This is a genomic window from Niallia sp. FSL R7-0648 (assembly GCF_038007005.1).
In the GTDB taxonomy this organism is placed as follows: Bacteria; Bacillota; Bacilli; order Bacillales; family Cytobacillaceae; genus Niallia; species Niallia circulans.
Genome location: NZ_JBBOWE010000001.1, coordinates 2,441,779 through 2,455,639 on the forward strand (window position 1 = coordinate 2,441,779; position 13,861 = coordinate 2,455,639).

Annotated in this window: 12 protein-coding genes, 1 pseudogene and 1 riboswitch; of the genes and pseudogenes, 4 read left to right on the forward strand and 9 right to left on the reverse strand. The window is 34.5% G+C overall.

Translation table 11 applies throughout. The features are described from left to right. Positions 1 to 61 precede the first annotated feature (61 nt). From NSQ89_RS11840 to NSQ89_RS11850, 3 genes are read right to left on the reverse strand one after another with little or no spacing between them, the layout of a single operon-like run. Positions 62 to 646 carry a CPBP family intramembrane glutamic endopeptidase gene (locus tag NSQ89_RS11840; protein ID WP_341132647.1) on the reverse strand — a complete coding sequence of 195 codons (585 nt, stop codon included), beginning with the start codon at positions 644 to 646 and terminating at the stop codon, positions 62 to 64. Positions 647 to 655: 9 nt separating this feature from the next. Beyond that, positions 656 to 2,149, reverse strand: coding sequence for a RecQ family ATP-dependent DNA helicase (locus NSQ89_RS11845; protein WP_047940339.1), 1,494 nt, complete (start codon positions 2,147 to 2,149; stop codon positions 656 to 658). Then, a complete protein-coding gene (locus NSQ89_RS11850; protein WP_061798295.1) occupies positions 2,146 to 3,198 on the reverse strand; it encodes a helix-turn-helix domain-containing protein in 1,053 nt (350 codons plus the stop codon). Before NSQ89_RS11850 ends, NSQ89_RS11845 begins: the two co-directional genes overlap by 4 nt. Positions 3,199 to 3,512: 314 nt before the next feature. Between NSQ89_RS11850 and NSQ89_RS11855 the strand changes: the two genes are divergently transcribed. The 3 genes and pseudogenes from NSQ89_RS11855 to NSQ89_RS11865 form a co-directional block, all read left to right on the forward strand. Then, on the forward strand, positions 3,513 to 3,761 hold the full coding sequence (locus NSQ89_RS11855) for a ferredoxin (RefSeq protein ID WP_047940337.1): 249 nt from the start codon (positions 3,513 to 3,515) through the stop codon (positions 3,759 to 3,761). Positions 3,762 to 4,011: 250 nt separating this feature from the next. Beyond that, a protein-coding gene (locus NSQ89_RS11860; protein WP_341132648.1) for an IS3 family transposase occupies positions 4,012 to 5,363 on the forward strand; the annotation gives its coding sequence in 2 pieces (ribosomal slippage) (positions 4,012 to 4,462 and positions 4,462 to 5,363; 1,353 coding nt in all). Positions 5,364 to 5,590: 227 nt separating this feature from the next. Beyond that, positions 5,591 to 5,761, forward strand: a pseudogene (locus NSQ89_RS11865) (transposase); the annotation flags it as partial. Between the two features lie 183 nt (positions 5,762 to 5,944). Here NSQ89_RS11865 and NSQ89_RS11870 read toward each other — a convergent pair. Continuing rightward, the gene (locus tag NSQ89_RS11870; protein WP_047940335.1) at positions 5,945 to 6,526 is read right to left on the reverse strand and encodes an ECF transporter S component; all 582 of its coding nucleotides are present in this window, start codon (positions 6,524 to 6,526) and stop codon (positions 5,945 to 5,947) included. A gap of 168 nt (positions 6,527 to 6,694) precedes the next feature. Continuing rightward, positions 6,695 to 6,829: riboswitch (FMN riboswitch) on the reverse strand. A gap of 237 nt (positions 6,830 to 7,066) precedes the next feature. Further along, positions 7,067 to 7,843, reverse strand: a complete 777-nt coding sequence (locus NSQ89_RS11875) for a M23 family metallopeptidase (protein ID WP_095320624.1) — start codon at positions 7,841 to 7,843, stop codon at positions 7,067 to 7,069. A 755-nt stretch (positions 7,844 to 8,598) separates the two neighbouring features. Between NSQ89_RS11875 and NSQ89_RS11880 the strand changes: the two genes are divergently transcribed. Continuing rightward, on the forward strand, positions 8,599 to 8,775 hold the full coding sequence (locus NSQ89_RS11880) for a hypothetical protein (RefSeq protein WP_251687714.1): 177 nt from the start codon (positions 8,599 to 8,601) through the stop codon (positions 8,773 to 8,775). 370 nt (positions 8,776 to 9,145) lie between these two features. Here NSQ89_RS11880 and NSQ89_RS11885 read toward each other — a convergent pair whose 3' ends face one another. The 4 genes from NSQ89_RS11885 to NSQ89_RS11900 all read right to left on the reverse strand — a co-directional run bounded on the left by NSQ89_RS11885 (position 9,146) and on the right by NSQ89_RS11900 (position 13,614). Continuing rightward, positions 9,146 to 10,330, reverse strand: coding sequence for a GerMN domain-containing protein (locus NSQ89_RS11885; RefSeq protein ID WP_341132649.1), 1,185 nt, complete (start codon positions 10,328 to 10,330; stop codon positions 9,146 to 9,148). After that, a complete protein-coding gene (gene sigX, locus NSQ89_RS11890; RefSeq protein WP_047940333.1) occupies positions 10,308 to 10,853 on the reverse strand; it encodes an RNA polymerase sigma factor SigX in 546 nt (181 codons plus the stop codon). Before sigX ends, NSQ89_RS11885 begins: the two co-directional genes overlap by 23 nt. 275 nt (positions 10,854 to 11,128) lie before the next feature. Continuing rightward, positions 11,129 to 12,901: an ATP-binding protein gene (locus NSQ89_RS11895; RefSeq protein ID WP_251687711.1), complete on the reverse strand. Its 1,773-nt coding sequence runs from the start codon at positions 12,899 to 12,901 to the stop codon at positions 11,129 to 11,131. After that, a complete protein-coding gene (locus tag NSQ89_RS11900; RefSeq protein ID WP_047940331.1) occupies positions 12,898 to 13,614 on the reverse strand; it encodes a response regulator transcription factor in 717 nt (238 codons plus the stop codon). The genes NSQ89_RS11895 and NSQ89_RS11900 overlap by 4 nt, the downstream gene beginning before the upstream one ends. Positions 13,615 to 13,861: the final 247 nt, after the last annotated feature.

Sequence of the window (13,861 nt, forward strand, 5' to 3'; positions counted from 1 at the left end):
ACAATTCCCCAAAATCCCCTAACAAAGGAGCGGTTATTCCATGACATTCCCCTTGATGTACTCAACTCGTTTGAAATAACTTGAACCGAATAATACAAGCGAGTAAGAAATCAATAAGAAAATGCATAATCACTGTCACCCAGAGATTTTCTGTTACTTCAAATAAGACACCGATAACGAAACTTACCAAAATGACATTCATAAATAAAAAAGGATTAAATAAATAGCGGTAATGCATCATAGCAAAAAGGAGACAGCTTAGCAGCAGCCCTAAATTCGTTTGGATTACTCCTCTAAATAGTATTTCTTCGCAAAATGCTACCATTAATGCGATGAATGCAATATGAAAAGGATTCCTATTTTCAAAGACTCGCTTATTCACACCACCATCATCGTGGTAATGTTTAGAAAATCGTATCATCAAGAAAATATCTATTCCTGTTATTGCTAATCCTGCTATCAAACCAATGATAAAATCTGTCTGTTCATACTTAAATACTGTTGTTAATGGAGGGTTCGATTGAAAAACAAAAATATACAGTATGAAAGTGATGATAAGGAGAAGAAACTGTGTTATATATACATTTTTTATTAAGTCTCGGTCTGACAATTGATTAATTATGGCCGTATATTTTGCTTTATTCATTTATATATCCTACTTTACTATATTTAAAATAAATGCCAGCTGATTCTTCCAATCCACTAGTACCTCGTCATCCTCCATGCTTTTTTTATGAAAGAAATTAGATAAATCTATTCCGCATCTATCACAGCAATTTTCATTTTCTTTGCTTTCGTACTTTTCTCCGAAATACTCTAATATATACCTTCTCCGGCAAGATATAGAATGTAGCCATTCCATTAGATCTTGCACTTTTCGTCTTTTTTCATTTACCCGATTTTCTCTAAAATTGTTATATAAATCTAGAGAATGCAATAGCTCGGAGACCGTTTTATTATTCGGTTCAATATAAGACTCCAACACGCGCCATTGGGTCTCGGTAAAGAGCATTTCTAATTGATAGCCTTCTTTTTTCTGCCATGCTTCAAATGAAGGGAAATTTTTTAAGCGTGCTTTCCATTTATTAATTTGTAATTCGTCCGCCAATTCCGATTCAATCAACTGATAAGCAATCCACTCATCTCCTGGAGTATACAAGATGATGGATACACTCGGTTTGCCATCTCTACCAGCTCTGCCTATTTCCTGAAGATAGGATTCTAATTGTGTGGGCAGGTGATAGTGAATAATAAAGCGAATATCCTCTTTATTTATTCCCATTCCAAAGGCACTTGTTGCACATATAACATCTAATTGTCCTGCTAGGAATTGCTGTTGAACAAGAATACGATCTTCTTGCGTCATGCCGCCATGGTATGCCATTATTCGTTTGGAAGATTTTTCTTTCAAAAACGCTACTGTTTGTTCAGCTAGCTTTTTGCTAGAGAAATACACAATGCCTTGTCCATCAAGCCTTTGAATATATTCTAAAAGCTTATCCATTTTTCCTTGAACGTGTGAGACTTCCTCTAGATTTATAGCAATATTTGCTCGATCGACAGAATAAATGATTTCTTCAACCATTTCTAAATGTAAAGACTTTATGATATCCTCACGAACCGCTTCTGTTGCGGTTGCTGTTAGAGCTAATGTTAAGGGATTATTTATTTTTTGTCGAATCTCCCCTAATTTTTGATAATCCGGTCGAAAATCGTATCCCCACTGGGAAATACAATGTGCTTCATCTATAACGAATAGACTAATTTTCATTTTTTGCAGCTGATCTATGATATGTGGCAATGAAATCATTTCTGGGGATATAAAGATATACTTATATTGCTGAATTTGCCGTAATACTTTATTCTTTTCTGCTGGGTTCAAAAAGGAATTTAAAGCAACGACTCTTTTTTCCCCTTTCATTTTCATTTGCTCCACTTGATCCTGCATTAGTGACAAGAGAGGAGAAATAATAATTACTGTTCCCTCCATAAGCCTGCCAGCTAATTGATAACATAGAGACTTTCCTGTCCCCGTTGGCAGCATCGCTAATGTGTGCCTCTTGTTAAGAATGGATTCTATCGTTTCTTTTTGCCCACCTCGAAAGGCACTTAACTGATAGTAGTTTTTTAAGATTGCTTCTAAATTCATGAAAAATCACCGTATCCTGCCATCACTGCACGTATCTCAAAGTAAGAAACATCTGCTAACTGCTGCTTTATCACCTTTAAAGATTTAGAAGGCGATTTTTCCATACATGCTTTGATTTTTGATATATTCTCGCTGCTCACTAAATTATCTATAGGAAAGTTAGGCACATTCAATAGTATTTCAATAATATGATCTTCAATTGTGCTTTGTTTTAAATTTCTCACACGAACAATTTGCTCGATACTTAACCCCTTTTGGATTAAATTAAATGTTTTAGCCGTTGACTCTGTCAGGGTAAATGGTTTCTTACTTTCTTTAATCATTTGACTTAACAGTGGAAACTCCCCCTTATTAGATAGAATTTTCTCTATCATGTAATGAAGAATAGCAAGGAAAGATAGCTGATAATAGTATGGATCTAGTTCCAATTCTATTGCTGCTTGCTCTGAAGTTAGACCTATTCTATCACTTCCGGTAAGTCGGATAATAAGAATGAGCGGATCTAATTCACTCTCTTCCAGACAGTCAACTATTTCCTGATAGAGATAGCGATTCATTTCACTTCTATCTATAGACGACATAGTATGTAAGGTATTCTTCAACCATAGTTGTGCTGCAGGGTTTCTTTGTATCGGCATATAATGATTACTTTTTTTCGATAAGTGAGAAGTAACTTGTACAAATAATGAAAGTCTTTGCCAATATGGCCCAGTTAATGAATGATATCTCCAGCCTTTTAAATCTTTTGGAAATGGATTATCCTTCAATAATACTTCTAATTCTAGCTTTCTATCGTTTTTAACTAAATAATGATTTTCTCCTGTTTTTTCTAGCCATTCTTCCTTATATAAGGTATAAATTATTTGATCCAGTTGCTCTCTTGTTAATAAAGGGAATGCCTGAAATAAAGAGGTCAGCTGAAAGATATGAATATCTTGGATGGTTTGTGATGACTTTTTTCCATTTAATATATGAAGAATAGAGTAAATAGTTCTTTCTCCATTCATTTTATATAGACAGTTTAAAATGATTATTTTAATAAAGGACATATTTTCCTCTTCCTTCAGTTTGACAAATTTTGTTGAAATTTGTTTGTAACATTTCTTATATTTTACCATGAATTTTATTTTTTAGTGTACTTTGATCACATATCCTTCACATATTTTTCAATAAAAAGGGCTTTAAATATAATGGAAAGCGTTTGAGTTTTTGACTATTTTAAGGAAGGTAGTCCTTACTTTCTACTTTTTATCTTTCTTTTATATTGAAAAGTTAAAGATTCAGTCTTACAATAAGATAATAGTAAGGAGTATGCTAGTCATGTATATACTCCGTATGAATAACACTGGAGGTTTTTTTACTCATGGCAAAATATACAATTGTTGATAAAGACACATGTATTGCATGTGGAGCTTGCGGAGCAGCGGCACCTGATATTTATGACTACGATGACGAAGGGATTGCTTTCGTTATGTTAGATGATAATCAAGGAACAGTGGAAGTACCTGAAGTATTATTAGATGATATGTTAGATGCTTTTGAAGGTTGTCCGACAGATTCGATTAAAGTGAGCGACGAATCCTTTGATGGAGATCCTCTTAAATTCGAATAGCGCTCTTTATCATACACAGAACAGAAAGGGATAATGATTCCTTTCTGTTCTTTTTATTTAAACTGTTTCAGACTGTAGACAAACTCCTTGAAATTTGAGGTTTTGCCTATGGTCTTTTTTGTGACCTTTTTTAATAAGGTGTTGATTTCCGCTACAGGGGTTCGCTTTCCATGGGGCGAGCGCCGAGCCGCTTCGTCGCATACTGAACTGCACCCCAATTATTGGACACCACAAGAATTGGGGCTTTTGTATGGATAAAAGAAAACGGTGGACTATAGAAGAAAAAATATCAGCTATTGTACTATATGAAAGTGGCAAATTTTCCTTTCTTGAAGTTGCTAATCGTATCGGGATCGATAAAAAATCAGTCATAAAGTGGTGGAAGTTATATCAAATGCATGGAGTAGAGGCACTAATGCCCCGAAATAGTTGCACGGTGTATGAACCCTCCTTTAAACTGGAGGTACTAAAATATCGTGTAGAGACAGGGGCATCTTATCTGAATACTGCCACTTACTTTAACTTACCTTCCCCGTATACTATCCAACGGTGGGAGGAGAAGTATAATCGTCTAGGGGAAGTAGCCTTTGTTTCCAGGAAAGAGGAGAAATCTACCATGGAGAAAAAAGGACAAGCAGAGAAAGATGAAATCAAAGAAATAAAGGGAGAATTAGAACGATTACGTATGGAAAATGCGTATTTAAAAAAGTTGAATGCCTTAGTTCAAGACAAGGAAAAGTCACCAAACAAGACAAAATAAAGGTCGTGTATGAACTAAGGCATGAATATCCGGTGAATAAGTTATGCAAAATAGCGAATATTCGTCGCAGTACGTATTACTATGGAGTTAAGTTAATGAATCAGCCAGATCCCGATGAAAATTGGAAAAAGGAGATTACCTCTATCTTTGTTGAAAATAAAGGCCGTTATGGATATCGTCGTGTTTGGAGTGAATTAAAGAACAGGGGATATAAAATCAATCACAAAAAAGTGCAAAGAATCATGAAAATACTAGGCTTAAAATGTATGATTCGATTGAAAAAATATAAGTCTTATAAAGGAGTAGTAGGAAAAACTGCTCCCCATCTATTGAAAAGAGACTTTACTGCAAGAAAACCGAATGAAAAATGGGTAACAGATATCACCGAATTCAAGCTATTTGGCGAAAAGGTCTATTTATCTCCTGTTTTAGATTTATTTAACCAAGAGATTATTACGTATACCACAGGATCTAGACCGACCTATTCGCTAGTATCGGAAATGTTACAAAAGGCTATGAAGCGCTTGCCCAAGAAATATACAAATCTCCTGTTACATTCGGATCAAGGATGGCATTATCAGATGAAGTCTTATCGTGAATCCTTAAAGGAACGGAAAATCACACAAAGTATGTCGCGAAAAGGAAACTGTTACGACAATGCGGTAATGGAGAATTTTTTTGGCATTCTAAAATCAGAGTTTTTCTATTCCATGGAATTTAAAAATAAAGAGCATTTTTTAAAAGAACTAGAAAAATATATTTATTACTACAACCATAAACGAATTAAAACAAAACTAAATGGTCTGAGTCCAACAGAATATCGAACTCAGACCATAGGTTAAAATAATGTGTTTAATTTTTGGGGGTCACTGCATACGCTCCTGCAGGGTCTCGGACTTTCTCGCATCTCCCCTAGGAGTCTCCCCCCTTCCGCTCCAATCAACCTGGTTTCATCAAGTTAGTCTAGAATTTTAACTGCTCTGGTTTAAAATATAGATATTTTTTAGAGGTGAAATCATGCTTTCCAAAACATTCTTCTATTCAAAGAGGTCAAAGTAGAAATGATTGCTTTAGATCAACTTGTTCCACCAAATCACTTAGTTACCAAAAACTCATTCAAAGACATGCATGGGAAAAGTATGTGGAAGAAGCAGATCACCTTCGACATAAACAAGTTATCAAAAAAATTTATGCCAAGCGAAAAGAAACGATTGAACGTGTTTTCGCAGATGCAAAAGAAAATGGCCAACTGGACTTGGGTGAGCCCGGTAACAGCTTAAGAAGAGCATAAAGAATAGATCAAAATACAATAAAATAACAAAAAAAAGACCATAAATTACAAAAGGGGATCAGAATGAAAACATTCTGATCCCCTTTTGTCGACAAACTGAACAATTCAGATAGACACTGAACTGTTTTTTGATTAAACATTCCTAGAAGGGATTTGTTTATTAATCCATACACCCATTTTTGAGAATACTAATGCAAAAATGATAGAAATAATTACTCCTTTTAACAAATTGAATGGAATAATAGCTGAAAGAACCGTTTGTTTTAATAAAGTTGTATCAGTCGGTATTTTCATTAATGTATTATAGAATGGCAGCATAATAAAGTAATTAAACAAACTTAATAATCCCGTCATTATGATAATACTAAGGGCTAAGCCGATAGCCATTCCTTTTTTGGATTTAATCGCATTATACATAAAATAAGTCGGTAAGATGAAAGAAATTCCAGCGATAAAATTCGCGAAATGACCAACAGGAATTCCAGTATCACTTCCGGTTATTAAATAATCTAATATATTTTTAATCAACTCAACTAATATTCCAGCCCCTGGTCCTAAAATAAGTGCGGCAACTAATGCTGGAATATCGCTAAAATCAACTTTTAAATAACTTGGAAATGGTGGGATTGGAAATTTAAGCATCATTAGCACATAGGCTAAACTACTCATCATCCCAATTAAAACATACTTTCTTACATTCATTTTTTTCTTCATTTTTTTCTCTCCTTCTAATTAGGATCCATCTACCTAAGAAGAAAGATTCAGCAATTTTTTAGGAATGCGCCAAATAAAAACCCTCAAGCTCTAGAGACTTGAGGGAGTAATTAAAGGTACGCAAACTCAATAAACGTTCTTAACAGATAATTTGAACGATTGCAGAACCTCCATCTTCTCCCATCCAGACTTTACTGTCGGTTTTGGAATTTCACCAAATCAACCTACCGTAGTAGGGTCACGGACTTTGAGTACAAACTCATCACCGTCGGTCGGGAATTTCACCCTGCCCCGAAGATAGACCAATATTAATTTGTTTTATTACATAAGTTATTATACCCTAAGGAATAAATATTTGTGAAGAAGTTTGCTTATAATTTCAAATTTTGTTCATAAATTCACAAATATATGCCATTTAAACTCAAAAAGAGTTCACAAAATACTATTATATTTATTCCTTAAAAAAATAGTATCTTGTGAACTCTTTTCGCGGTTTTTCCTCCATAAAAGCGAAATTCTGTATCTTTCCATATATAGCTTCTATGTATAATCCTCGCTTGTTTCTCCTAAAAGATACTTACTACTTTTTAAATAAATACTTGCTTTTTTATAGGGTATTGTTGATAGTTCCGAGTTATCCTCTTCTATATTAATTTCCATTTCCTTAATACTTCTCCTTATGTATTCTTCTTCTAACTTCTTTTCTTCCTCGTGAACTAAGTTCGAATGTGGTGTGTGGGTAAGGTTTTCGGATGGCTCTGTTATGACAGCCTCACTCTCTTCCTCCACAGCTATTTTCACAGTCTGCCCTACCTCTACATCTCCTAAAACTAAAATTGGATTAATAGCATTTTCTTTTGCAACAGTCCACTCTTTATTATGTATTTCAAAATGTAAATGAACGCCAGAAGACTGTCCTGTATTGCCCATTTCACCAATTACTTCACCCTTTTTCACCAATTGCTTTTCCTTTACGAATCGTTTATTCAAATGAGCATAGACCGTTTCAAGATCATTTTTATGTTTAACAAAAACAACATTTCCATAAGATTGGGAATAATAAGATCTGGTTACAATTCCTTCATCAACTGCATAAACGTCCTCTCCCAAATCGCCTGCAATATCTATTCCTTTATGTGTACCATTTCTAGTATTAAAGGTATCCGTGATTATTCCTTCACTTGGCCATGTCCATGTTTTTGTTCGTTCCGCTAAGGAGAAAGACTGTGCTTGAGAATGCTTCCCTCCTAAAAACAATAAACTAATGAACAAAAGCATGATAGCAGCAATAAGTATTCTCCTAATATAGTCTCCCATTTGGTATCCTCCTATTCTGTCCGTGTTCAACAGCCTATTTATGACCGTTTTCAGTTGAATACTACCTATTCTCTTTTGGTTGTAAAGTATTGTATCAATGGTTTATAAAGAACTCTTCAAGAAGAGAAGGTTTCTTTAAAAAAGTACTTAACGCGCTATCCTATTCACTTATCTGCATTCTATGTAAGTTTTAACCGCCTGCAAAGATAGAAAAATTACTTGCAGGCAAGTTTCCTATCTGTCCCTATCCAATCTTCTCTTTCAACTTATGAGTACATGTTAATGGTTAGAACTATAGAATGCATAGAGAAAAATGCATATCTATTTTTTATGTATGTGCCAATAGCTGATTTTAATTGGAAAAGAGACACGATATATTGTCTACATTCTTTCTGATTTTATTCTAAGGTAATAAAAAACTTCCATAAAAAAGGAATTTTACGATGAAGTCTAAGGAGGAGATAAACGTAAAAAAGAACAAAGCCATTAGCAGACCGCATATTGGATTTTCGATATTTTCTTTTTTATGTATAGATGACTATGGATATTCATACATAATTAATCAAAAAAAGATGCCTTCTTTCTGTAATTCTTATTGGAAACTAATTTGTAAATTTATTTTAAAACAAAATAGATGATAAGGAATTGTCCTTAACTATACTAACAAAAAGGAAAAAATTGTCTTTTAGGGAGTTAGGCATAAAAATAGTCAATTAATACTAGTAGTAACAAAGCTATTTAAAGGAGAGTTCTGTGTGAAAAAGAATATACAAAGGAGAAGTGGAAGCTTAACAGTTGTGAGTGTGATCGCTGGAGGAGTAGCGGGATGGGTAGTTAATACTAATTTAAGTATTATTAGCGATACTGACATGACTCATTTATATGGAATATCCATTTTTCAGGAGTTATTGTCGGTCTATTGTGGGATATAGCTGATAAGTTAAATAAAGATTATGCATCTCTATTTATATATCAGTTATCTTAAATTTCAATCATTTACTATTATAATTTTGTAGAGTGAAATGACAAAGCGGATCGGCGCTCGCCCAATGGAAAGCGAAGTATATTCAGTCTGCAGGTGATGAAAAAAAGCATTCTTTCTTAAATAAATAAAACCCAGAACAATTATACGAATTTTTTAGGATATACGTATAATTGTTCGGAGTTATATTTGTTGAAATACTTATGTCCCAACCCATCTTAATATGTTTTTTCTCTATATAAAGTGCTAAAGCACGTAAAATGAACTATTGTAATATTATCTCTAATATAACTTCACTAATACAAAAAAATTCTCTTTTATTATTGCTCAATATCAACTTTATTGGCGGCAACCGGAACATCTAATTCTTTCGTTAGCTCAAATCCACCTACTTCTTTAACATTGGTATTCTCAAACTTTACTGTAGAATATTTAAAATCTTTTGCTGTTAATAAAATGGACTCAATTGCATGTAATGTTTTTTGATCTTCTTCCATTTTACTTTCATTAGATAAATGAACAACTAATTCTCCCTTGCTCTCGTCTTTTGAAACCTTATCAATATCAATAGTATCAGGGATGGAAGCTGACAAACCATGTGTGTCTATATTATTTTCCATGGCATCAAAAGCATTTTCAATCGTATCATATGGCTTTTCCCAAGGCACATATAATGCTTGATCATCTTGTTCATCATTCTCTAAAAGAAAATATGCTCTATTCTCTAACGGTTTATACTCAATACTTGTTTCTTCGCGATTTCCTAGTACTGCTCCTAGTTTACCGTCTGTATAAAACTCCATTTTCTTGGCGCCAATGGTTTGTAGTTGCTGCTGAACCATTGTATTAAAAAAGTCTTCGGAATGAGAACCAAAATTTGAAATTCCCTGTTTCACATTTACTTCGATGTAATCATCTTTTAAATCATATGCAAACATCTCTGGACTAATTGGGAAATAGCTGCTTAACTGTTTGTTGACGCCGATTACTTTCTTCACGTTTTCCACATACAAATCAAATCTAGACAGCTTATTTGGATTTTCCACTAAAATGCTGACAGGAACAATGACTTGGACATTTTTATCTGGTATTGGGTACGTTAATAATTCTTGCTTTCCTACCTCATCCTCGTAAATAGCCGATGGGATGAGTGAAGTAGTGAGCCTTTCTCCTTGTTCATCTGTCATGTCATAATTTTCACTTTCAGCGGTTTCAGCTATATCATAGCTTTTATTTTTCATTTCAGCAGAATTATCAGCCATCTTGCTTTCACGCTTAAAAGAGTCCTCTCTATTACTATCAAAGAAGCTTTGACTAATAACGAACAGGAGCATAAGCGTACATACGGTCGCCAGTACGGGCATTATTCTTCGCGATTTCCGTTCGCTCTTCTTTTTCATTTGGATTGTACGAAAGATAAATTCTGGACTTCTCTCATCTTTTATATATGGCATCTGTTTAAGCACCAGTTTTATTTTGTCATCATTCCACTTTTGTTTCGGCATAAGAATCCTCCTTTCCATCATACTCTTCTAAAAAGTTGCGCAGTGCTTTTAAGGCACGGTGCTGGGTTGTTTTCACCTTGCTTTCTGTCCATCCTAGTGCTTTGGCTGTTTCCGCAATAGATAATTCTTGAATATACCGAAACACAATAACCATTCGTTGGTCTACTGTACAATATTGTAAGGCATGATAAACACCTTTTACTTCTTCTGCTTGCAAGGTGATTTCTTCTGGCAGAAATCCTTCTGCTTTTACTTGCTGTTTCGACCAGTCGAATTTATCCATAATACGGTCTTTCCAATTTTTTTGTTTGCGAAAGTGGTCAATTGCGACATTTCTTGCAATACTAAATAACCAGGTTTTCTCAGAGCTTTTCCCCTCAAAGCGATGATAAGATTTAAGTACACGAATATAGACCTCTTGCATTAAATCTTCGGCCGTTTCTTTATGGTTTACCATATAAAATAAAAATTGAAAAACGTCATGATGATACTTATTATAGATTTCATCAAAAACGGAGTTCATCTCATTCCCTCCCCCGTTCACTATATTAGTCGTAAGTTTAACTTATTTAGTTTCACTACTTATATGTAATTATTCTAATTTCCTTTATCCCATTAGTACGTAAACACAAGAAAAGATGCCTGAAAAGTTTGACCTCACAAGTTATATCTGTATGTAATAATTTCATACATACAAAATGGAAAAATAGCTTGCAGGGTCAAATACTTTTTTAGACACCCCATACGTTCTATTATGTTAAATTGTTTCTTGTGAATCAAGAAGAATCGGCACATTCTCTAATTTTCTTCTTTATTTCGAGGTAAAAAGATAAAAAATGTCGTTCCTCGACCATATTTACTATAAACAGATATATCTCCCCCATGGGAATCAATAATATTTTTGACAATAGCTAATCCCAAGCCTGTCCCAGCATTACCTCTTGTTCTAGCTTTATCTGCTTTATAAAAGCGCTCGAAGACATATGGTAAATCTTCCTCTGGAATTCCAGAACCGGTATCCTCTACTTCTAGATACACTCCATAATCATCCGATCTGCCTCTTAAAAAAACTGTTCCACCACTTGGTGTATGGCGCATACTATTATCCATTATATTGGTTAGAACTTGTTCGATACGATCTGGATCAAGTTCGTACTCCCCAATATCCTCCGATATAGAGACAGTAAAGGTGATTTCTTTTTCTTTAGCGATGGCATTAAACTTTCTCGCTACCCGATTAATATATGGGTATAGATCAATTGTTTCCTTCCTTAATTCAAGATAACCTGTTTCCATTCTGGCTAAATCTAAAAATTCATTGACTAAACGACCCATGCGTAATGATTCATCATAAATAATTCGAGCCATCTCTCTCTTTTCTTCCTCTGACTCAGCAATATTATCGACAATCGCTTCACTGTATCCTTGTAACATACTTATAGGTGTTCTTAATTCGTGAGAAATATTGGCTATAAAATCGATCCGTAGCTTGTCTAATTTACGTTCCTCTGTCATGTCGCGAATGACGACAATCGCTCCTCTAATATCCTTCTTATCATATAAAGGGCTGACAATCATTACCCAGTTTCTTCCCTGTAAAGTGATTTCATCTATTTGTTCATTACCAGTATGAACAGCAAGCTGGAACAATTTACGTAATTCTTCTGGGATTTGTGCTTGCATATCACTTAATTCGCCTTTTTCATAATACCAATGCTGCAAAAATTTCTCAGCAGGAGGATTCGTAAGCAATAAACTACCATTTCGATTAAGGGTTAGCACTCCGTCTGCCATTCCACTTAGTATATTATCTAACTGCTCCTTTTCTTGACTTAAGGCGTTCATATTAAAATTTAACCTTTTCGCCATTTCATTAAATGCGATGGAAAGTTCGCCAATTTCATCCTGTGCCATAATGGGAACCTTAGCTGCAAAATTACCTTGGGCAACTTCAAATGCAGCTTCTCTCATCTTCCTTAACGGAGCAGTAATCCTTGTTAGTAGGAAAAAAGCAAAAATCGTTGTTAGAATAATCGCAATAACAGCTGCTAATACAATAAATTTGGCGGTAGATTGTTTAGATTCATTCATCGATTGTAAGGACTGATAAATAAAAACAGCTCCATCCTCTCCATTCACATGGAGAGGGGATCCGACAATCGCTACTTGTTCAGGTGTATTGTCTTTATTGTTTAATTCTGTCCTTACAACTGCTGTCTTATTGCTTGTCACCACCTTGTTTAAGTCTTCATTGCCCTGTATGAAAGAATAAGAAAGTTCTTGCAAGCCACTCTCTGGATAATAATACACTTGATCTGGAGAGGAAACGATGACAGCTCCTGTTGAATGATCAAGTAGTTCTCCTACAATTTCCAAACCTATTTGATTATTATGCTCTTTCATTATTTCCGATATTTTTGTGGCGGTATTTGTTAATTCTGTTTCCGTCTGCTCGGTATAATACTGCTCAAAATACTCAAGAAGCATAATTGTTAGAATCGTTAATACAACGGAGACCAACAATAAAAAAGTAATCCAAAGCTTAAATACTACACTCCGCCAAAACTTCATCCATTGTTAACCTCAAACTTATATCCTACTCCCCAAACTGTTACAATCATGCTTGCTGCTTCTTCTGATACACGGTTTAACTTTTCTCTTAATCGTTTAACATGTGTATCAACCGTTCTTAAATCACCGAAAAATTCATAATGCCATACTTCTTTTAAGAGTAATTCTCTATCGAATACTTTATCTGGTGACTTAGCTAAGAAATATAGCAGTTCATATTCTTTTGGAGTTAAACTTACCTCTTTCCCACTAGCCAATACGCGGTGTGCATCATGATCAATAGTCAATGCTGGAAAGATGATGACATCTTTTGAAGAACTATCGCTTTGCTCAAAAGTCGTTTTGGTAGAGCGGCGTAATAAAGCTTTTACTCGCAGAACAACCTCTCTTGGACTAAATGGCTTTACGATATAGTCGTCTGTTCCGACTTCAAATCCTTGAACTCTATTTACTTCTTCTCCCTTGGCTGTAAGCATAATTACTGGAGTAGTCTTCTTTTCTCTTAGCTCCTTGCATACCTCCATACCATCTTTACCAGGCATCATTAGATCGAGTAAGATAACATCATAATCTGTGTTTAATGCCTTAGAAAGAGCGCTCATTCCGTCTTCCGCTTCTTCCACAATAAACTCTTCTCTTTCTAAGTACATCTTTAGAAGACGTCTAATTCTTTCTTCGTCATCTACCACTAGGATTTTTATTTCTTTCTCCATCGTTCATACCCTCCTAACAAAAATACACGAAACGATTATCTTTTTTATTGTTTCGTTAGCTGCATGTATAAATAAATGCCATGTCTATTTGTAATAGCTATTTATCTTATCGTTTATTATTTATACTGCATTTCTCCAATAACATTGTAATTTATATAAATGATTTATCTAATCTTCCACAATTATTATAGCATTATTATCATGTAGATATTGTTATCATCCATTGCAATATGTGAAACTTTTATGA